The 18,501-nt window shown below is 71.3% G+C and carries 14 protein-coding genes and 3 pseudogenes; 6 read left to right on the plus strand and 11 right to left on the minus strand.

The window, feature by feature from the left end:
- The 4 genes from AFB00_RS24240 to AFB00_RS24255 all read right to left on the minus strand — a co-directional run bounded on the left by AFB00_RS24240 (position 1) and on the right by AFB00_RS24255 (position 4,368).
- A complete protein-coding gene (locus tag AFB00_RS24240) occupies positions 1-1,017 on the minus strand; it encodes a D-alanine--D-alanine ligase family protein (protein ID WP_068799101.1) in 1,017 nt (338 codons plus the stop codon).
- On the minus strand, positions 1,017-2,405 hold the full coding sequence (locus AFB00_RS24245) for an ATP-grasp enzyme (RefSeq protein ID WP_083275794.1): 1,389 nt from the start codon (positions 2,403-2,405) through the stop codon (positions 1,017-1,019). Before AFB00_RS24245 ends, AFB00_RS24240 begins: the two co-directional genes overlap by 1 nt.
- Before the next feature lie 51 nt (positions 2,406-2,456).
- Positions 2,457-3,125 (minus strand): HAD family hydrolase, encoded by a 669-nt coding sequence (locus AFB00_RS24250; protein ID WP_068799102.1) that lies wholly within the window; start codon positions 3,123-3,125, stop codon positions 2,457-2,459.
- 196 nt (positions 3,126-3,321) lie between these two features.
- A complete protein-coding gene (locus AFB00_RS24255; protein WP_068799103.1) occupies positions 3,322-4,368 on the minus strand; it encodes an ABC transporter substrate-binding protein in 1,047 nt (348 codons plus the stop codon).
- Positions 4,369-4,498: 130 nt separating this feature from the next.
- Here AFB00_RS24255 and AFB00_RS24260 point away from each other — a divergent pair, with 130 nt between their 5' ends.
- From AFB00_RS24260 to AFB00_RS24275, 4 genes are all read left to right on the plus strand, one after another.
- Entirely contained in the window at positions 4,499-6,019 is a 1,521-nt protein-coding gene (locus AFB00_RS24260; RefSeq protein WP_068799104.1) for an acyl-CoA synthetase, read from the plus strand.
- Positions 6,020-6,058: 39 nt separating this feature from the next.
- Entirely contained in the window at positions 6,059-7,057 is a 999-nt protein-coding gene (locus AFB00_RS24265) for an LLM class flavin-dependent oxidoreductase (RefSeq protein ID WP_068799105.1), read from the plus strand.
- A 3-nt stretch (positions 7,058-7,060) separates the two neighbouring features.
- Positions 7,061-7,816, plus strand: a complete 756-nt coding sequence (locus AFB00_RS24270) for an SDR family NAD(P)-dependent oxidoreductase (RefSeq protein WP_068799106.1) — start codon at positions 7,061-7,063, stop codon at positions 7,814-7,816.
- A gap of 68 nt (positions 7,817-7,884) precedes the next feature.
- Positions 7,885-9,837, plus strand: a complete 1,953-nt coding sequence (locus AFB00_RS24275; protein ID WP_068799107.1) for an acetoacetate--CoA ligase — start codon at positions 7,885-7,887, stop codon at positions 9,835-9,837.
- 7 nt (positions 9,838-9,844) lie between these two features.
- Here the strand turns inward: AFB00_RS24275 and fahA are convergent.
- The 3 genes and pseudogenes from fahA to AFB00_RS32345 all read right to left on the minus strand — a co-directional run.
- Positions 9,845-11,024 (minus strand): annotated as a pseudogene (gene fahA, locus AFB00_RS24280) (fumarylacetoacetase).
- A complete protein-coding gene (locus tag AFB00_RS24285; RefSeq protein WP_068799108.1) occupies positions 11,021-11,854 on the minus strand; it encodes a hypothetical protein in 834 nt (277 codons plus the stop codon). The pseudogene fahA and the gene AFB00_RS24285 overlap by 4 nt, the downstream one beginning before the upstream one ends.
- Positions 11,851-12,063 (minus strand): annotated as a pseudogene (locus AFB00_RS32345) (homogentisate 1,2-dioxygenase); the annotation flags it as partial. The pseudogene AFB00_RS32345 and the gene AFB00_RS24285, both read right to left, overlap by 4 nt.
- Positions 12,064-12,129: 66 nt before the next feature.
- On the opposite strand from AFB00_RS32345, the gene AFB00_RS24295 reads away from it, so the two are divergent.
- Together AFB00_RS24295 and AFB00_RS24300 are read left to right on the plus strand one after the other, a co-directional pair.
- Positions 12,130-13,427 (plus strand): IS3 family transposase gene (locus AFB00_RS24295; RefSeq protein ID WP_156819710.1). Its coding sequence is split into 2 segments (ribosomal slippage): positions 12,130-12,403 and positions 12,403-13,427, totalling 1,299 coding nucleotides; the frame shifts between segments, so codons are not numbered across the junction.
- A 225-nt stretch (positions 13,428-13,652) separates the two neighbouring features.
- Positions 13,653-14,864: an IS256 family transposase gene (locus tag AFB00_RS24300; RefSeq protein ID WP_231974483.1), complete on the plus strand. Its 1,212-nt coding sequence runs from the start codon at positions 13,653-13,655 to the stop codon at positions 14,862-14,864.
- A 28-nt stretch (positions 14,865-14,892) separates the two neighbouring features.
- On the opposite strand, the pseudogene AFB00_RS24305 reads toward AFB00_RS24300, so the two are convergent.
- The 4 genes and pseudogenes from AFB00_RS24305 to AFB00_RS24320 all read right to left on the minus strand — a co-directional run.
- Positions 14,893-15,911: pseudogene (locus AFB00_RS24305) on the minus strand (homogentisate 1,2-dioxygenase); the annotation flags it as partial.
- Positions 15,908-16,816 carry an IS3 family transposase gene (locus tag AFB00_RS24310; protein WP_060710839.1) on the minus strand — a complete coding sequence of 303 codons (909 nt, stop codon included), beginning with the start codon at positions 16,814-16,816 and terminating at the stop codon, positions 15,908-15,910. The pseudogene AFB00_RS24305 and the gene AFB00_RS24310, both read right to left, overlap by 4 nt.
- Complete coding sequence (locus AFB00_RS24315) at positions 16,813-17,103, minus strand: transposase (protein ID WP_060710840.1); 291 nt, start codon at positions 17,101-17,103, stop codon at positions 16,813-16,815. The genes AFB00_RS24310 and AFB00_RS24315 overlap by 4 nt, the downstream gene beginning before the upstream one ends.
- A 67-nt stretch (positions 17,104-17,170) precedes the next feature.
- Positions 17,171-18,493, minus strand: a complete 1,323-nt coding sequence (locus AFB00_RS24320) for an MFS transporter (protein ID WP_068799111.1) — start codon at positions 18,491-18,493, stop codon at positions 17,171-17,173.
- Positions 18,494-18,501 lie beyond the last annotated feature (8 nt).

Consider the following 18,501-nt stretch of genomic DNA (forward strand, 5'->3'; position numbering starts at 1 on the left):
TCACCCGTCGAGGGCGCGCGTGGCGAGCGAGGTGAAGAGCTCGTCCACGGGGATACCGGCGGCCTCCGCCATGGTGACGACCACCGAGGTGCGCGCGAACGAGCAGTACAGGCCGGCCTCGACGAACCACGGCCGGTTCCCCGGGTCCACCCGGAAGTCGAACAGCCCGTAGTGCCGGCACCCCAGCGCCCGGTACGCCCGCAGCGCCGCCTCGTGCACCGGCGCGGTGACCGGGTCGCCGAGGTCGACGATCCAGGACCGGGAGTCCTTCGCGACCAGTCCCAGATCGCCGCGGTCGTCGCGGGCGAGCTTGTCCGCGGCCAGCCGGATCGGCTTGTCCGCGGCGTCCATCCGGTACTCCTCCAGCGGGAGGCAGACCGGGCCGTCCCCGGTGTCGACGAAGGCGCACCGCACCTCGCGGCCCAGCGGTACGAACGTCTCGACCAGCGCGCGCTCGCCGTGCCGGTGTGCCTGCGCCAGCGCCTCGGCGTAGCCGGCCCGGTCGTGCACCAGGGACACCCCGACGGAGTTGTCGGCGTCGACGGGTTTCACCACGGCGGGCGGGGCCAGTGCGGGCCGCTCACCGGCGCGCAGCACCTCGCCGTCCGGCACGGCGACCCCGGCGTCGGCGACGACCGCCCTGGTACGTGCCTTGTCCGCGCCGAGCGCCATGACGTCGGGCGGGTTGCCCACGTAGGGGATCTGCAGCAGGTCGAACAGCGCCCGGTAGTGCGTCATGCCCGGCCGGCAGAACATCTGCGGCACCATCAGGTCGATACCGAGACCGGTGACGGTCCGGATCGCCTGCCCGGCCGTGAGCGCCGGAGCGGCCCCGATCGCCTCGGGTGTCAGCCGGGACGGGAACCGCCAGCGCCCGTCCGGGGTCACGTACGCGACGTGGAACGTGAACCGGGCGGGATCGGCGGTCGCCTCCAGGCAGTCGGCGGCGTAGAGCCGGGACAGGTCGCAGAAGAACTCGTCGACCGGTGACCCGGCGAGGTGCAGCACGCGCAGCATCAGTCACCGTCCGGCTCGACGAGCTTGCCGATGTTCACGTCGATCCGGACCCAGTCGCGGCCGTGCACCAGCGCCCCCAGCAGCAGTCCGGCGATCTGCAGGTACGGGACGAGCAGGAACGGCAGCGGATCGGCCGGTTCGAGCAACGCCTCCTTGCCGCGCAGCACGATCCGCACCCGCTCCGGTAGCGACGCCGGGTCGCGCAGCAGCTCGGACAGCTCGTGGTGCAGCCAGTAGGTGGGGCGGCTGCGCGGCGTGGGCAGCACCGTCGCGACGTCGGACTCCAGGTAGGCCCGGGCCACCCCGGGGTGGTCGTAGAACATCGTGACGGCGGAGTGGGTCCGCGGGTTGCACTCGATGGCGAACACCCGGCCGCGGTCGTCCTCGATGAAGTCGAACGACAGTTGGCCGGTCACCCCCAGCGCACCGGCGAAGCGGCGGACCCAGTCCTCGATCGCCGGATGCTCGACCATCTCGTAGTTCAGCTGGAAACCCGAGGACGGGCAGCAGCAGTGCAGCTGCACCCGGCCGTCGCGCACCGTGGAGTGGGTGCAGTACTCGGTGCCCTCGACGAACTCCTGCAGGATCCACGGATTGTCCGGGGAGATCGGCAGGCCGGCCACGAAGGCGGCGGTCTCGGCCCGGGTGGGGCGGGGGAGCCGGGTCAGGTCCATCCGGCGGACCGGGTCGTAGGCGATGCTCTTGAGGATGTAGGACCGGCCCGGTGCCGCCGCGAAGTCGAAGTCGAGCACCTGCTGCGGGTCGCTGATCCGGTGCGCGTCGGGCACCGGCAGGCCCAGTTCCGCGGCCCGGCCGGTGAACCGGTGCTTGTCGTCGAGCATCGCCACGGTGTCGGCGTCCGGGTGCACGACCTCGCAGAACGGCTCCAGCGTCGACCCGGCCAGCGCGTCGTACCGGCTGGCCAGCGGGCTGGAGACCGGGACGTAGACGTCGACGCCCTCGGCGACGGCGATCTCGGCGAGCCGCTGTGCGTACCGCGGGTCGTCCGGCGCGGGGACCACGTGGAAGGCGTCGACGGCGCGGGAGAAGCGATGGCCGGAGAACCGGTAGCGGTGCTGCTCGACCAGCACCACGCGGTGTCCGGCCCGGTGGAACGACCTGGCCAGCGCCAGTGCCTTGGTCATCTTCCCGCCGCTGACCAGCACGGTCAGTGCCCGGCCGGCCGCCGGAGCCGAGGGCGGCCGCAGCGCACCGAGCACGGCGGCCCCGGCGGTCAGCGCCGCGCTCGCCGGCAGCGCCGCGGCGAGCACGGCCAGTGCGGCAGCGGACCGGGCCCTGGCCCGCCACCGCCCCGCGGGGCCCGGCCGGTGCGGCGCCGGTCCCGACGGCGCGACGGCCGGTGGCCGTACCGGATCGGCGTCGGTCATGTGCTGGGTCTCCGATCGGGCGGTGCTGCGGGGCCGGACGGCGACGGGGCGTCAGCGCCGCGCGACGTCGCCGACGAGCGCGGCGTCGTCGAGGGACTCGACCCGTTCGGTGGCGGCGGCGAAGTCGTGGCCGGTGGTGTTGGCGTTCGGGAAGGCGATGACGCGCAGGCCGGCCGCGACGGCGGCGTCGACCCCGCCGAGGTTGTCCTCGACCGCCACGCAGCCGCCGGGGGTCTCCTGCAGCGAGGTGAGGGCATGGCGGTAGGCGGCCGGGTCCGGCTTGGGCGCCTGCACCGTCGTGGCGTCCACGACCAGGTCGAAGTCCTCGGCGCGCAGGTCCGGGGCGAGGGCGTCCAGCACGGCGCGCACGTTGTCCGGCGAGGTCGTCGTGACCAGCGCGACGTGGATCCCGTCGCGCCGGGCGTTGCGGACCGCCGTCACGACCCCCGGCCGCGGCGACGCCCCGCCGGCGACCAGGTTCTCGCGGAAGATCTCGGACTTGGTGGCGTGGACGGCGTCGGCGTCGACCTGCTCGCCGGACCGCTCGGCGTGGTCGGCGATGCGCTGGGCACCGCCGCTGGACCCGAGCATGGACACGTAGTCCTCCCGGTCCCAGTGCCAGTCGAGGCCGTGCCGCTCGAATGCGCTGTTGAACGCGGCGCGCTGGATTTCCGAGGTGTCGGCGAGCGTTCCGATGGAACCGAAGAGAATGGCGGGCATAGGAGGGCCTTCGCTCTCGTAGGAGGTCACAGAAGTGCGCGGTCCGACCCGCACTGAATGGGGGCAGCACCGATCCTCGGGTGCCCGAACAATTGCAGGCACCCCGTTCTCGAACCGCCTATTCCAGTATGGGTGACGGCCCGGTATCGGCAACTCGAGATCGTGGTCCGGCGGCGTGGCGCCCCGGGGCCGGGGCTCACCGCAGGGCCCCGGCCAGCCTCTCCGGGAGGATGTCGAGCGCGCCCGGCAGGGTGAGCACGGTCGGTGCGGCCAGGACGGCGTTCTCCCGTTCGTCGAGGCCGACGACGACGGGGCCGGGCGGCAGCGCGTCCCGGATGACGGCCACCCGCCCCTCCGGGGTGTCGTCGATGACGACGAGGTCGAGCTCCCCGACGTCGTCGGGACGGTCGGCGACGGTGCGGCCCGGCTCCCCGGGACCGGTCTCCAGGGCCGGGAGCCCGCGCATGCCGAGCCCGGCCAGGAACCGGGAGCAGGCGGTCCGCGGCCCCGCCGGCACGGCGTGGGACTCCGTCGCCCGGCCGCTGCCGAAGTGCACGCACGCGGCGGTGACGCCGGAGAGCGCGGGGAACCGGGCCCGGGTGTCGGCGAACCGGGCCTCGGTGTCGAGTACCAGCCGTTCGGCCTGGGCCGGGCGGCCCACCGCCCGGCCGACGAGCCGGGTGCTGTCCTGCCACGGGGCGTCGCCGTCACCGAACCGTGCCGGGGGCGGCGGGGAGTCGCCGTACCCCGGCGGCGGGCCGACGACGGGCGCGACGGCCCGGTCGGCGTCGAAGTCCTCCCGACCCAGCGCTCCGGCCGTGGCGAGCAGCAGGTCCGGCGGCGGTGCGACGGGCAGGACGTCCACGACGCTCGGCTGGGTGTACGCCTCGACCGGCACCGTCGGGGAGCCCGTCCGGCGGCGCACCTCGGCGAGCCGGTCCGCGATCCGGGCCGGGAGGTCCGGTCCGGCGTCCGGCATCCCGTACGGGACGATGTCGAGCGCGAGCAGCACGTCCCGGTCGCCCCGGTTCAGCGCCACGATCCGCTCGGGGGCCCGCGGCACCGTCGTCTCGCCGTAGCGGTGGGCGACGGTGACCGGGAACCCCGCGCCGTCCGCGGGGGTCGCGGGTCCCGCCGCCCCGCACGCCCCCACCAGCGACCCGGTCAGTACGAGACCGGTGATCCGCAGGCCGATGTGTGATCCGGGCCACGGCGAGCGCACCGCCCGACCGTAGCGCAGCATGGGCCGATCCGTACCGGTCGTCCGCGGCGGGCGCGTCGTCTGACCACACGTCCAGGAAAATCTTGACAACCGTCCAGGATCCGGCCACGGTCGTCGGGGCCGGGAGACCACACCGGATCGGGGGACGACGATGTCGCTGACCTTCTACCTGGACAAGGGTGCCTCGCTGGACCCGGAGGCACCCTGTTTGACGCTCGACGGGGAGTCGCTGACCTACGGCGAGGTCGTCGATCTGTCGCACGCGGTCGCGCGGGCGTTGCGCCGCTCGGGCGTGCGGCCGGGCGACAAGGTCGGCATCCTCTCGGCGAACGACCCGACCGCGTTCTCCTGCGTGTTCGGGATCGCCCGCGCCGGGGCCGTCTGGTGTCCCGTCAACCCGCGCAACGCCGCGGCCGAGACGGCGGAGCTGCTCGACCTGTTCGACTGCGCCGCGCTGATCGTCCAGCCGTCCTTCGACGACCTGGTCGCCGCGATCGCCCCGGACCTCCCGCGGCTCAGGACGGTCGTCCGGCTGGGCGGGGACGAGTTCCGCGGCTGGCTCGACGCCGCCCGCGACGATCCGTCCGCCGAGGCGGCACCGCCGGACGACGTGGTGGCCCTCGTCGGTACCGGTGGCACCACGGGCCGGCCGAAGGGCGTGATGCTGACCGACCGCAACCTCGAGACGATGTCGGCGATCACGCTCATGAGCTATCCGTTCGACGGGCGTCCGGTGTACCTGGCACTGGCTCCGCTGACCCACGCCGCGGGCGTCCTCTGCTTCCCGGTCATGGCCCGCGGCGGCGAGGTCGTGGTCATGGCGAAGCCCGACGTCGGCCGGTTCCTGGAGCTGGCGCAGCGGCACCGGGTCACGCACACGTTCCTGCCGCCCACGCTGATCTACATGGTCCTGGGCCACGAGGCGCTGGACACCACGGACCTGTCCGCGCTGCAGTGCTTCTGGTACGGCGCGGCGCCGATGTCGGCCGTGCGGCTGGCCGAGGCCCTCGACCGGATCGGGCCGATGGCCCAGCTGTTCGGCCAGTCCGAGGCGCCGATGATGGTCTCGACGATGTCGCCCGCCGAGCACCGCAGGGCCGACGGGACCATCGCCACCGAGCGGCTGACCTCGGCCGGGCGTCCCTCACCCCTGGTCACGGTGGCGATCCTGGACTCCGACGGCAGGCCGGTCCCGCCGGGCGGGCGCGGTGAGATCTGCGTGCGCGGCTCGCTGGTGATGGCCGGCTACCACCGCGATCCCGCGGCCACGGCGGAGGTGTCGGCGCACGGCTGGCACCACACCGGCGACATCGGCTACCTCGACGTCGACGGTTACCTGTTCATCGTCGACCGGGCCAAGGACATGGTGATCACCGGTGGGTTCAACGTCTACTCCGCCGAGGTCGAGCAGGCGCTCATGGCGCACGGGGCGGTCCGCGACTGTGCGGTGGTCGGCCTGGCCGACGAGAAGTGGGGCGAGCGGGTCACCGCGGTCGTCCAGCCGCACCCCGGGGCCGAGATCGACGTCGACGAGCTGACCGCGTTCGTCAAGGAGCGCATCGGCTCGGTGAAGGCCCCGAAACAGATCGAACTCTGGACCGATCTTCCGCGCTCGACCGTGGGTAAGGTCCTGAAGAACGAGATCCGCATCACACTGTCCGAGACCCGCTGACCGTCCGAGAGCCCGTACTGCCGCAAGGAGGCGCAGCACATGAAACTCGCCCTGTACCTGCCGAACTTCCGCGACAAGGTGACCATCAAGGAGCTGGAGGACCTCACCGAGCTGGCCGAGGAACTCGACTTCGACTCGGTGTGGACGCTGGACCGGATCGTCGTCCCGGAGTCGTCGGACCGCCAGGAGCTGTCGTCGTCGTTCGGGATGATGGAGGGCCTGCCGAACGCGCTGCCGGTGTCCTCGCGCGGTCAGTGGTTCCAGGGCTATCCGCTGATCCCGTGGCTCGCGGCGAAGACGTCGAAGGTCCGGATCGGGATGAGCATCATCGACACCCCGTTCCGCTCGCCCGGCGTCCTCGCGACGGAGCTGGCCACCATCGACCACCTGTCGAACGGGCGGCTCAACGTCGGCGTCGGCTCGGGCTGGATGTCGGAGGAGTTCGCCGCCGCCAGCGCGGCGCACATCTTCCCGAAGCGGCACAAGCACGTGCGTGAGTCGATCGAGATCATGCAGGGCGTCTGGGCCGCGGAGAACGAGCACTTCGAGTACCACGGCGAGTTCGCCGACTTCGAGCGCTGCGGGTTCGGGGCGAAGCCGCTGCAGCAGCCGCGGCCGCCGATCTTCATGAGCGGCCTCAAGGACCCGCTGCGCTCGGCCCGGCGGATCACCAAGTACGACCTCGACGGGTGGATCGGCATCCAGGACTCCCCGGAGGGCCTGGAGAAGTGGCGGACGGCGATCGACGAGCAGTTCGAGGAGATCGGCAGCGAGAAGCGGTCGAAGGACCTCGAGATCTGCAGCATGATCTGGACGGTCATCACCGACGAGGACACGGACCAGACCGTCAACGGGGTCGCGTCCAACCTGCTGGTGGGCTCGGAGCGGCAGGTCACCGACCGGCTCAAGGCCTACAAGGAGGCGGGCATGACGATGGCGCTGATCTGGCCGCCGTTCGCCGACGTCCCGGTCGCCAAGACGCTCGACGACCTCAAGCGGATCAAGAACGACATCATGCCGAAGGTCGAGGCGTCCTGACCGATGGCAGAACTGGACGGTAAGCGGGTCCTGGTCACCGGTTCCGGCGCCGGGATCGGGAAGGCGATCGCGGCGCTGTTCACCGAGCGCGGCGCCCGGGTCGTGGTCAGCGACATCGACACCGACGCGGCCGAGGGGGCCGCGGCGGAGATCGGGGCGGTCGGCGTCGCGAACTGCGACGTCACCGACGAGGCCCAGGTGCAGGCGGCGGTGGCCCGGGCGGTCGAGATCCTGGGCGGGCTCGACGTGCTGGTCAACAACGCCGGGATCGAGGTGTCGTCACCGCTGCTGCAGCAGTCGACCGACAGCTTCGACCGGATCTACGCGGTCAACGTGCGCGGGCCGTTCGTCGCGATGAAGGCGGCGATCCCGCACCTGATCGAGTCGACCGGCAACGTCGTGAACATCTCCTCGATCGCCGGGCTCGGTGGCAGCCCGCTGCTGGGCTCCTACTGCGCGACGAAGGCGGCGCTGGTCCAGATGACCCGGGTCGCCGCGGTCGAGATGCGGCCGACGGGCGTGCGGTTCAACGCCGTGTGCCCGGGCTTCGCCGACACGGCGATGGTCGAGCGGCTGGTCCCGGACTTCGAGGCGGCGACCCAGGTCCCGTTCACCGACCTCGTCGCGCAGAAGCAGGGCCGGCTCGGCACCCCGGGCGACATCGCGGAGGTGGCGGCGTTCCTGGCCTCCGACCGGGCGTCGTGGGTGACCGGCAGTGCCTACGTCCTCGACGGCGGGCTGTCCGCGTCGCTGGTCTGAGCTCCACCCCCGTCGGCGGGTCCGCTCCGTGCGGGCCCGCCGACGCCCGTCAGGAGAGGCTGCGCCCGATGTCCGAGATCGTCTGGACCCCGACGCCGGACCGCATCGCCGGCTCCACACTGCGGGCGTACCTGGACTGGCTGTCCGAGCGCGAGGGCCGGTCGTTCGACGACCACGACGCCCTGTGGGCGTGGTCGGTGGCCGATCTCGACCGTTTCTGGTGCTCGGTCGTCGACTACTACGAGGTCGCCTTCGCCGAGCCGGCGGAGCAGGTGCGCACTCCCGACCCGATGCCGTACACCCGGTGGTTCCCCGGTGCCCGGCTGAACTGGACGGAGCACGCGCTGCGCCGCGGTGCCGACGACGACGTCGCGCTGGTGTGCGTCCGCGAGGGTGGCGACCCCGCCCGGGAGATCACCCGGGGCGAGCTGCGCCGGTCGGTCGCGGCGGCCGCCGGCTGGCTGCGCCGCGCCGGGGTCGCCCCGGGGGACCGGGTCTGCGCCTACCTGCCGAACACCGAGCACGCCGTCATCGGGCTGCTCGCGAGCGCCGCGATCGGCGCCGTCTGGTCGTGCTGCTCGCCGGACTTCGGCGCGGAGGGCACCATCGGGCGCCTCGCGCAGCTCGGACCCACCGTGCTGATCGCGGCCGACGGGTACCACTGGAACGGCCGGACCGTCGATCGCGCCGACGTCGTCGACCGGTTGCGGGCGGACCTGCCGACCCTGCGTCACGTCGTGCACGTGCCCTACGCGTTCGACCGCGCGGCGCCCGAGGGCACGACACCGTGGGACGAGCTGCTCGCCCGCGACGAGGAGCCGTCGTTCGACCCGGTCGAGTTCTCGCACCCGCTGTGGGTGCTGTTCACCTCCGGTACCACCAGCCTGCCGAAGGGGCTCGTGCACGGCCACGGCGGGATCACCCTCGAAGGGCTCAAGTGGTCCGGCCTGTACTGCGGGCTGCGCGCCGGCGAGCGGATGTTCACCTACACCTCCACCGGCTGGGCGCTGTGGAACATGCAGCTCGGCGCGCTCACCCAGGGCGCGGGCATCGTGCTCTACGAGGGCAGCCCCGGGCACCCGCCGGGCGCGGTCTGGGAGGTCGCGGCGCGGACCGGGGCCGATCTCGTGCTGCTGGGCGCCGCCGTCGTGACGGCGACGGCGAACAGCGGGGTCTCGCCGCGTGCCGAACACGACCTGGGCCGGTTGCGGCACGTGATGGTCAGCGGTTCGGCGCTGCCGCCCGACGGCTACCGCTGGCTGCACGACCACGTCGACCCCGACCTGCGGATCGACTCGACCAGCGGCGGCACCGACATCTCGGGGTCGTTCGTCGGGGCGAACGAGTACGCCCCGGCCCGGCCCGGCCGGATCGGCGGCCGGCTGGCCGGCGTCGACTGCGCCGCCTGGGACGACGACGGGAACCCGGTCGTCGACGACGTCGGCGATCTCGTCGTCACCCAGCCGATGCCCTCGATGCCGGTGTACCTGTGGGACGACCCCGGCGCCGAGCGCTACACCGGGTCCTACTTCGACACCTGGCCCGGCGTGTGGCGGCACGGTGACTGGATCACCCTGCACGGCGACGGCAGCGTCTCCGTGCACGGCCGCTCGGACTCCACCCTCAACCGGCACGGCGTGCGGCTCGGCACCGGCGACTTCTACGACGTGCTGGAGACGATGGAGGAGGTCACCGAGGCCCTGGTGGTGGGTGTCGACCTGCCCGACGACGGCTACTGGCTCGGCCTGTTCGTCGTCCCGGCGCCCGGGCACGCGCTCGACGACGACCTGCGGCAGCGGATCACCGCGACGCTGCGGACGCGCCTGACGCCGCGGCACGTGCCGGACGAGATCGTCGAGGCACCGGCCGTGCCGCACACGCTGAACGGCAAGCGCCTGGAGGTGCCGGTGAAGAGGCTCCTCGCCGGCCGTCCCCTCGAGACGGCCGCGAACACCGCGTCCGTGGACGATCCCGAGGTCCTGCGCTGGTACGCACGGTTCGCCGCGGACCGGCTGGGTTGACGGGTGCTCACGGTTCCCGCGCGGCGACCACGGACCCGGTCACCTCACCGAGCCCGATCCGGGTGCCGCCCGGCCCCGGCGCGGTCGCGGCGATGGTGACCTCGTCGCCGTCGAGCAGGAAGCTGCGCTCGGCGCCGTTCGGGGTGACCGGGTCCCGGCCGTTCCAGGTCAGCTCGATGAAGGCGCCCCGCTGGTGCGGCAGTGGACCGGAGACGGTCCCGGAGGCGAACAGGTCCCCGGTGCGGGTGGCGGCACCGTTGACGGTGAGGTGCGCGAGCATCTGCGCCGGGGACCAGTACATGTCGCGGTAGGAGGGCCGGGCGACCTCCGCGCCGTTCCAGGTGACCGTCAGGTCGATGTCGAGCGTCCAGTCGTCGGCGCCCCGCAGGTAGGGCAGCGGGAGGGGATCCTGGCCGGGCAACGGGATCCGGGCGTGATCGAGCGCGGCGAGCGGGACCACCCACGGCGAGACCGAGGTCGCGAAGCTCTTGCCCAGGTGCGGGCCGAGCGGCACGTACTCCCACGCCTGCAGGTCGCGGGCCGACCAGTCGTTGACGATGACGACACCGAACACGTGCCGGTCCACGTCGTCCACGCCGATCCGGTCCCCGAGCGCCGATCCGGTCCCGATCACGAAGCCGAGCTCCGCCTCGATGTCCAGTCGTTGCGACGGCCCGTAGCTCGGGGCCGGCTGGTCCGGTGCCTTGCGCTGGCCGCAGGGCCGCACGATGTCGGTGCCGGACACGACCACGGTCCCCGCGCGTCCGTGGTAGCCGACCGGGAGGTGCTTCCAGTTCGGCATGAGCGGTTCGGCGTCGGGCCGGAAGAGCCTCCCCAGGTTGGTGGCGTGGTGCTCGGAGGCGTAGAAGTCGACGTAGTCCCCGACGGTGAACGGCAGGTGCAGCGTCGCGTCCGCGAGCGGGACGACGGCCCCGTCCGGGACGTCGCCCCGGATGCGCTCGCCGATCCGGGCCCGTACCGCGGCCCACCGTTCGTGGCCCTGGGCCAGGAAGGTGTCCAGGGTGGCGGTGGCGAAGGCGGCGTCGTCCAGCAGGACCGCGAGATCGATGACGTGGTCGCCGAGCCGGGTCGCGACCCGGCGCTCGCCGCCGCGGACCGAGTAGACGCCGTAGGGGGAGGGTGTCGGGCCCGAACGGGGACCCGTCGGGGACGGTCGGGATGGTCACGGTCGGGCTCCGTTCCGCTCGGCGAGGATGCCGAGCCCGGCGAGTTCGGTGCGGGGGTCGTCGATGCTGCAGGTCCCGAAGGAGACGAACGCGGCCCGCGCGGCGGCCACCTGCGGCGCGGTCAGCGCCTGCAGCCGTCGGGCGACGGCGGGTCCGTCGCGCAGGGCGAGGACGGCCCGCGCGTCGGTCCGGTCGCCCCCGTCGAGCAGCACCGCGGTGGCGAGCAGGAGGTTGAGGAAGCCGTGCTGCTCGAACCCGGTGCCGGGGTCGGTGTTGCGGATCGCGTGGTGCAGCCCCGCAGTGGCCTTGAACGCGACCCCCGCGGTGACGAGCGCGGACAGCGATCCGGCCAGCTCGTCCTCGCCGGGGTGGAGGTCGGCGCGCACGCCGCCGGTCCGCAGCTTGGCCCGCAGGCCGCATCCGGCGACCAGGTCGACCACCCGCCGCCCGCCTTCGTCGCGGGGGATCTCGACGTACACCAGGGTCGGTGCGGCGACGGCTGCCAGGCGGGGCGGTGCGTCCTCCCCGGGCACCGGTGCCACCTCGAGGGCGTGCAGCTCGACCGGGAGCCCGGCCGTGCGGGTCAGCGCCTCGTCCAGATCACCGGGGCCACCGGGCAGGGTGACCGAGATCGGGAGGGGCTCCCCGCCCGCCAGGAGCGGGTGGAGCTCACGGAGCGCGCCGACCGGCAGGACCAGCGGGCCCACGAGGTCGGCGTACCCGGCAGCGCGGTGGCGGCGGTGGGCGGCGACGGCGTCGGACAGCAGGGCGGAACCCGGCGGGAACACCGCCGCGTCGTCGAGCAGCCGCCGTACCAGCTCCGGGATCACGAGCCGGGGCCGCGGCCGGACCAGGTCCAGGCGTAGCCGGGGTCCTCCGACGCGACGGCGCCCTCGCCCAGCTCCAGGGGGCGGAAGGTGTCGACCATGACGGCGAGTTCGTCGAAGGTTTGGGCGCCGAGTGCGCGTTCGACGGCGCCGGGTTGGGGTCCGTGGCTGTGTCCGCCGGGGTGCAGCGAGATGGAGCCTTGAACCGTCCCGGCTTCTCTTGAACCGTCCCGGCTTCTCTGCCGCTCCGTTGTGAGCAGGCTGAGAGGATGGGTGTCGTGCCCAAGAAGATCGACCCAGCGGTTCGGAGCCAGGCTGTGCGTCTGGTGACCGAGCATCGTTCGGCGTACTCGACCGAGCGTGCCGTGCATGTCCAGGTCGCTGAGTCACTCGGGGTGTCGCGTGAGTCCGTGCGTCGCTGGGTGTCCCAGCACGACGTCGACACCGGCGTCGTAGCGGGCGTGACCAGCGATGACCGCGAGGAGCTGCGGCGGTTGCGGGCGGAGAACAAGCGCCTGCGCGAGGTCAACGAGGTCCTCAAGTCGGCGACGATTTTCTTCGTGGGGGAGCTCGACCCCCGAAACCGCTGATCGTCGCGTTCGTCGATCAGATGCGGGCTGCTGGTCATGCCGTCGAGTCGATCCTTGCTGCCCTCAACACCCTGGGGCTCACGATCGCGGCACGAACCTTGCGGGCCTGGTGCGCTCGGACCGGCACCAGGAACGGCGCCGCCGGCCGGGTCGCGGCCCGGACCGTCACCGACGCCCTGGTCGAAGACGCCGTCCGTGCGGCGGCGTTCACCACCAACCGCGCCGGCGAACCGGTGCTGGCCCCAGAGGGACTTTATGGGCGTCGCAAGATGCTGGCCCTGATCCGTCGAACGGTGCTGCCCGAGGCTGGGTTCGGAGCGGTCGACCGGGCGATGCGCTCGGTGGGGCTGGCCGGAGTGGTCCGCGGGAAACGGCCGCGCACGACCATCCCGGACTCGACCGCCCAGCGGGCCGCTGATCTGCTCGACCGCAACTTCACCGCCTCAGCACCCGGCAGCAAGTGGGTCACCGACTTCACCTACGTGCGCACGTATCAGTCGTTCACCTACGTGGCGTTCATCGTGGACTGCTTCTCGCAGAAGATCGTGGGCTGGCACGCCGCGCTCACTCGTGACGTCGAGCTGGTGGACGTGCCGTTACGGATGGCGCTGTGGCGACGTGCCCACGAGGGCAAAGCCGTGGCCCGGGACCAGCTGATCTGCCATTCCGATGCCGGGTCGCAATATACGAGTCTGCGGTTCACCGAGCACCTGCACCTCGAGGGCATACAGCCCTCGGTCGGCAGCGTCGGCGACGCCTACGACAACGCCCTGATGGAGACCATCAACGGCCTCTACAAGGCCGAATGCATCCGCACCCGAGTCTTCCACGACGGCCCCTACCGCACGATCGCCGACGTCGAGTACGCCACCGCCAGCTGGGTCGAGTGGTACAACAACCGCCGACTGCACTCAAGTCTGGGCATGATCAGCCCCACCGAGTTCGAGGCAGCCCACTACGCTGACACAGAACCATCGGCCAGATGATCACTGGCCACCAAACCACCGGCAGTAAAGCCGGGACGGTTCACCTTGCCCGATGCCGGAGCCTTTGCGGGCCTGTGCAAGGAACGGTGGTTCCGGTCCGACACGCCGGGCTCGGGTCCGGTGGGATGGGCACTGTGAGTGATGACATCGGACCTTGTGGGTTCAGCCAAGGATGAGACGGGTTCAGGGCGTCAGCTCTCGCCCGAGCAGGCCGCCGCGGCGGCGATGGTGGCCGACGCGCGAGCACGCGGCCTGGAGCTGACCGGCCCGGATGGGCTGTTGAAGCTGTTCACCAAGAACGTTCTGGAGACTGCGCTCGGGGAGGAGATGACCGAGCACCTCGGGCATGCAAAGAACCGGGCCGACCCGGACCGGGAATCGACGAACAACCGGAACGGTCACCGGTCGAAGACGGTGATCTCCGATGCTGTCGGGGAGGTCGAGATCGAGGTACCGAGAGACCGCGACTCGACGTTCGAACCCCAGATCGTTCGGAAACGACAGCGGCGGTTGGGGGATGTCGATGAGATCGTGTTGTCGCTGTACGCGAAGGGTTTGACGACCGGGGAGATCTCGGCGCATTTCTCGGAGATCTACGGGGCGTCGGTGTCGAAGGAGACCGTCTCACGGATCACCGACTCGGTGATCGCCGAGATGCAGGAATGGGTGTCGCGGCCACTCGATGCGGTGTACGTCGCGGTCTTCGTGGACGCGATCATGGTGAAGGTCCGCGACGGGCAGGTCGCCAACCGGCCCGTCTACGCGGCGATCGGGGTCACCGTCGACGGCCGCAAGGACGTGCTGGGCCTGTGGGCCGGCTCCGGTGGTGAGGGCGCGAAGTTCTGGCTGGGGGTGCTGACCGACCTGCGTAACCGCGGCATGCGGGACGTGTTCTTCCTGGTCTGCGACGGGTTGAAAGGCCTGCCCGAGGTGGTGGAGAACGTGTGGCCACAGACCATCGTGCAGACATGCATCGTGCACTTGATCAGGATCTCGTTCCGGTTGACGTCGCGGCGTGACACCGATGCGATCAAGCGAGGGATTCGGGCGATCTACACGGCCCCCACCGCCGACGCCGCTCTCGCTGCTCTCGATGACCTCGACGAAAAATGGGGTCGCACTTATCCGGCGATGATCCGGTTGTGGCGCAACGCCTGGACCGAGTTCGTTCCGTTCCTCGACTACGATGCCGAGATCCGTGCCGTGTTGTGTTCGACGAACGCGATCGAATCACTCAACGCCCGCTACCGCCGAGCGGTACGGGCGCGAGGGCATTTCCCCAGCGAGGCGGCCGCGTTGAAATGCCTGTACCTTGTGACCCGCAGCCTCGACCCGACCGGGCGAGGCCGCGCACGGTGGACGATCCGATGGAAGCCGGTGATCAACGCCTTCGCGATCACGTTCGGTGACCGCTGGCCGTCCGCCGAGCACTACTGACCAACAACGCCGGAACCACCGTTCCTGTTACAGACCCGCCTTTGCGGGCTTCGTAGTTGCCGCCGCAGTAGAACATGACTTCGTCGGAGTCGACGTTGGCGTGGTAGTAGGGCAGGGGGACGGCGAGTGGGTGGTAGTCGACTTTGCGGGGCACGAAGTTGCAGATGACGAAGTTCTGCCCCTCGAATACCTGGTGCACCGGTGGTGGTTGGTGGACTCGGCCGGTGATGGGTTCGAAGTCGTTGATGTTGAAGGTGTAGGGGTAGAGGCGCCGTCCCAGCCGACGACGTCGAACGGGTGGGTGGGGACGATGTAGCGGGTTCCGGTGATGCCGTGTGGTCCGCCGCGGTGTTTGACGAGTACTTCCAGGTCGGTGCCGTCGGTGAGCAGCGGCTCGTGCGGCCCGTGGAGGTCGCGCTCGCAGTAGGGGGCGTGTTCGAGGAGTTGTCCGTAGCGGGACAGGTAGCGCTTGGGTGGGGCGATGTGTGAGGTCGCCTCGATGGCGTAGAGCCGCAGCGGGTCGGGGCCGGTGGGGATCCAGCGGTGGGTGGTGGCGCGGGGGAGCAGGACGTAGTCGCCCTCCCGGGCGTCGAGCGTCCCGAACACGGTTTCGACGGTGGCGGTGCCGGATTCGATGTAGATGCATTCGTCGCCGACGGCGTTGCGGTAGAGCGGGGAGGGCGCGCCCGCGACGGTGTAGGAGATGCGGACGTCGGCGTTGCCGAGCACGAGGCGCCGCCCGGTGACGGGGTCGACCGTTGCCGGGTCAGGTGCGCCGAGGTGGTGCAGTTGCAGGTGTCGGGGGAGCAGTGGGTGGTTCGGGGTCAGGGCCTGGTCGGGCAGCTCCCAGGGGGTGGCGTCGACGATGGCGGACGGGATGTGGCGGTGGTAGAGGAGGGAGGAGTCGGAGGAGAAGCCTTCCTCGCCCATGAGTTCTTCGTGGTAGAGCGTGCCGTCGGGACGACGGTGCTGGGTGTGCCGCTTCGGCGGCACCGATCCGACGCTGCGGTAGAATGCGGTTCCCCCGAGATCGTGGAGGGTTCTTATGCCGCGTCTCGGGTGAGGGCGGCGTTCTCGTAGTTGATCGGTGAGAGCCCGGCGGCGGCACTGTGTCGCCGCCGGTGGTTGTAGAAGCCGTAACACCAGTCGATGACCGCCGCCCGCGCCCTACTGATGGTGTCGAAGTCGTTGCGGGACAGCACTTCCCACTCCAGGCTGGAGAAGAACGCCTCCGCCGCGGCATTGTCGAAACACGACCCGACCCGGCCCATCGACTGACGGATGTCGAGCCGCCGACACAGAGCGGTGAACGCGCCCGCGGTGTAGGTCGACCCGCGGTCGGTGTGGAAGATCACCCCGGCGATTCGGTCCGCCCCGCCGCGGGCCGCCACCGCCATCCGGATCGCCGCACACGCCAGCTCGGCGTTCGGGTGCAGCCCCGTGGCCGCGCCGAGCAGCCGCCGCGAGTACAGGTCGATCACCGTGGCCAGATACAACTTCCCGGCCGCGGTGGGGATCTCGGTCATGTCCCCGACCCATCTGCGGTTCGGCTCGGCCGCAGTGAAACCCCGACGAAGCAGGTCCGGGAACTTCGGCGCCGTGCGGTCCTGGCGGGTCAGCCCGTTGTGCCGCTTGATCCGGCGGGCGACCAGGCCCTGGCGGCGCATCGAGTCCGCCACGGTCTTCTCCGACACCCGCCATCCGGCCTCACACAGGTCGGCGTGCAGACGGGGTGAGCCGTGTAGCCGCTGGGCGTCGTCGAACGCCACGGCCACGGCGGCGTCCAACGCGCAGCGGCGCTTCTCGGTCGCGGTGGCACCACCGTCGGAACGCGCGGCGCGGTCGAGCCACTTGTACAACCAGGAGATCGACACCCCCAACAGGGCGCAGGCCAGCGTGTGCGGCACCCGGTGGAAGGTCCTCTGGTCGGCGATGAAACGGGCCACGCTCACTTCGTCGCCTCCTTGACCCACAGGACCACGGATCGCTTGAGGACATCACGCTCCATCCGCAGCTCGGCGTTCTCCGCGCGCAGCCGCTTGAGCTCCTCGACGCCGCCGCGAGACAGGCCCTCGGTGTCCTCGCGGGCCTCTCGTGCACGGGCCACCCAGTTGCCCAGCGTGCCCTCGTTGACCCCCAGGTCACGGGCGACCTGGGCGATCGGCTTGCCCGTCTCCTCCACGACCCGGACCGCTCCGTCACGGAACTCCCGGTCGTAGCGCTTCCGTACCTCTGGCATCGCTACCCCTTATAGCTGATGCCTCCCCGATCATGGGGGAACCGCAGAACGCCACGGTCGGCTCCTCTCAGGAGTGGGTGGTGGTCGGGACCGTCTCGCGCGGCACACGCAGGAACGCCAGCATCACCGCGGAGACGACCAGGCAGCCGATCGGGAAGTACAGCCCCACCGTCACGTCGGTGTCGGTGGCCGCGAGCCCGATCGCGTACGGCCCGAAGAAGCCGCCGAGCGCGGCGATCGAGTTGATCGCGGCGAGTCCCACGGCCGCCTGCTCCTTCGACAGCACCCGCGCCGCCAGGGCCCAGTACGGCGCCAGGTACCCGAGCACGCCGACGGCCGCCAGCGACAGGCTCACCAGGGACAGCACCGGGACGTCCTTGAACACGATCGCGCCGAGGAACCCGAGCGCCGCGACCAGCACCAGCGTGATGACGTGCCACTTGCGCTCGCCGGTGCGGTCGGAGTTGCGGCCGATCAGCAGCATGCCGACGGCACCGACCACGTACGGGATCGCCCCCAGCAGCCCGATGTTCGTCGCCGAGTAGGTGGGATCGAGCTGGCGCACGATCAGCGGGAGGAAGAAGGCCAGTCCGTAGAGCCCGCACGCGATGAACAGGTTCGCCACCGCGAGATGGACGACCCTGCGGTCCTTCACCACGGCCAGCTCGTGGCGCAGCGAGGTCGCCGCCTCCGGTGCGTACTCGGCGTCGATCTCGGACTGCAGCCAGCCGCTCTCCTCGCGGGTGAGGAAGCGGGCGTCGGCCGGGCGGTCGGGCAGCACGAACAGGGTGAGCACGCCCAGCAGCACGGCCGGCGCACCCTGCAGGATGAAGACCCACTGCCAGCTGCTCATCCCGGCCCAGTGCACGTGGTCGAGGATCCAGCCGCCGGTGAGGCTCCCGAGGATCAGCGCGATCGGCTGGGCCAGGGCGAGTGCGGCGATCGCCCGTGCCCGCTCCCGCCCCCGGAACCAGTAGGTCATGTAGAGCAGCAGACCCGGGAACAACCCGGCCTCGGCGATCCCCAGCACCACCCTGGCGATCACGAGCTGGGTCACGCTCGCCACGAACCCGGTGGCCACCGTGACGATGCCCCACGTGATCGCGATGCGGGCGAGCCACAGCCGGGCGCCCACCCGCTTCATGATCATGTTGGACGGGACCTCGAACACCACGTACGCGAGGAAGAACACCGCCGAGGCGAACCCGAAGGTCGCTGCCGTGATGCCGAGCTCGGCACCCATGCTGAGCTGGGCGTAGCCGATGTTGGCCCGGTCCATGTAGTTGAACACGTAGAGCAGGCCGACCAGCGGCATGATGCGGACGGCGACCTTGCGGATCGTGCGCCGGCCGATGTCGGCGGACGCCGTGCCGGATCCGGGAACGGACATGGGGTGCT

It is taken from the genome of Pseudonocardia sp. HH130630-07 (genome assembly GCF_001698125.1).
Lineage (GTDB): Bacteria > Actinomycetota > Actinomycetes > Mycobacteriales > Pseudonocardiaceae > Pseudonocardia.

Excerpts from the sequence above, each read along its gene's own strand:
- AFB00_RS24240 (WP_068799101.1), bottom strand. The coding sequence starts at position 1,017 with ATGCTGCGCGTGCTGCACCTCGCCGGGTCACCGGTCGACGAGTTCTTC.
- AFB00_RS24245 (WP_083275794.1), bottom strand. The coding sequence starts at position 2,405 with ATGACCGACGCCGATCCGGTACGGCCACCGGCCGTCGCGCCGTCGGGA.
- AFB00_RS24250 (WP_068799102.1), bottom strand. The coding sequence starts at position 3,125 with ATGCCCGCCATTCTCTTCGGTTCCATCGGAACGCTCGCCGACACCTCG.
- AFB00_RS24255 (WP_068799103.1), bottom strand. The coding sequence starts at position 4,368 with ATGCTGCGCTACGGTCGGGCGGTGCGCTCGCCGTGGCCCGGATCACAC.
- AFB00_RS24260 (WP_068799104.1), top strand. The coding sequence starts at position 4,499 with ATGTCGCTGACCTTCTACCTGGACAAGGGTGCCTCGCTGGACCCGGAG.
- AFB00_RS24265 (WP_068799105.1), top strand. The coding sequence starts at position 6,059 with ATGAAACTCGCCCTGTACCTGCCGAACTTCCGCGACAAGGTGACCATC.
- AFB00_RS24270 (WP_068799106.1), top strand. The coding sequence starts at position 7,061 with ATGGCAGAACTGGACGGTAAGCGGGTCCTGGTCACCGGTTCCGGCGCC.
- AFB00_RS24275 (WP_068799107.1), top strand. The coding sequence starts at position 7,885 with ATGTCCGAGATCGTCTGGACCCCGACGCCGGACCGCATCGCCGGCTCC.
- AFB00_RS24300 (WP_231974483.1), top strand. The coding sequence starts at position 13,653 with ATGGTGGCCGACGCGCGAGCACGCGGCCTGGAGCTGACCGGCCCGGAT.
- AFB00_RS24315 (WP_060710840.1), bottom strand. The coding sequence starts at position 17,103 with ATGCCAGAGGTACGGAAGCGCTACGACCGGGAGTTCCGTGACGGAGCG.
- AFB00_RS24320 (WP_068799111.1), bottom strand. The coding sequence starts at position 18,493 with ATGTCCGTTCCCGGATCCGGCACGGCGTCCGCCGACATCGGCCGGCGC.